The organism is Rhizobium sp. CRRU65, from assembly GCF_048551595.1.
In the GTDB taxonomy this organism is placed as follows: domain Bacteria; phylum Pseudomonadota; class Alphaproteobacteria; order Rhizobiales; family Rhizobiaceae; genus Rhizobium; species Rhizobium leguminosarum_J.
The window spans coordinates 1-1150 of sequence record NZ_JBLYZH010000048.1 but is presented as its reverse complement, the minus strand read 5'-3'; the positions used below and the strand labels follow the sequence as shown (position 1 = coordinate 1150).

Annotated in this window: 1 protein-coding gene; it reads right to left on the bottom strand. The window is 62.3% G+C overall.

Annotation, left to right across the window (positions count from 1 at the left end):
- Positions 1 to 1092, bottom strand: a 1092-nt coding sequence (locus ACM5SV_RS36580; RefSeq protein WP_419425529.1) for an IS4 family transposase, incomplete at its 3' end; no start/stop codon positions are given.
- Positions 1093 to 1150: the final 58 nt, after the last annotated feature.

Here is a 1150-nt window from a genome sequence, read left to right as displayed (position 1 = left end):
GGGGGGAGAGTCCGGGACTTGCCCGGCAATCTGTTCGGCGATGATGGCGACGATCAGTCTGGCGTAGAGCCATGCCCGGGCCAGTTCCGGCTTCTTGGCCGGCAAGCTGTCGAGGCCGGCCAGGCTCTTGAACCGTTTGAACGCCAGCTCGATTTGCCAGCGGAAGCGATAGAGGGTGAGGATATCGGCCGGCGGGAAGGTGGTGGCCGGCAGCGAGGTCAGCAGCAGAATGTACTTCGCCGCCTCGAGACTGCGCGGATCGGGTTTTTTGCCGTGCTTGCGGGCGGCTTTGAGCAGACGCTCCTGCTCGGCTTGGGCCTGTTGCGGATCCTTGCGTCGGACAATGAGGCGCAGGGCCAGCGGCGGTGGTGGCGGCGTCCCCGTCATGCCTTCGTGGACACGAACCTGCACCTCGCCTTCCTGCTCTTGCTGAGCGGCGAGTGCGGCAAACAGATCAAAGGGCTCGCCATTCGTCTGCAACAGGCGCAACGAGTTCCAGCCGGTCCGCACGATGAAGTCTGCACCGGCGTCGATCACCGGCCGCAGGTCGCGCGGTCTTGCATAGTAGCGATCGGCCAGCACGATATCGCCGGGTGCGTAGGTAAGGCGCTGAAGGTTCTCGGCACCATGGATGTCGGTCAACTCAAGCTGATCGACCTGAGCCGTTGCCAAGTTGTAGCCGACATGTAACCGCCATGTCGTGCGGTCAGCGCCTGGATGGCAAATCGACGTTCCATCGAGCACACGCAAGCGATATCCCGCAAAGCGCCCCGTCGGCACTTTGGCCTGTTCGGCAATCAGCGCGGCCACGATGTCGCCAAGCCAAGGCGCCGCTTTGCACAGCCGCTCAAGCAGCGATGGGTCTGACAAACGGGCGATCCCGCCCGCTTCGGCCCATGCACAGGTCTCGCGTAGCGACATGCCAAGGCCGCCATAGGCAAGTGCCAGCCGCAACAGCGTCTCGGCATTCTTGATTTCCCGCACCCGCGTAAAAGCACCGCGCAACCGCGCCGTTGCTTCCAAGTCAAAACCCGCCGGAAGCCGCTCGCGCACTTCCGGCCAATGATCCAAAACCTCAGGACGAATCTTCATCCAAAGCTTGAATCACAACCAGATTCCTTATGTCCAGGGCTAAACCTAGCGCATATGA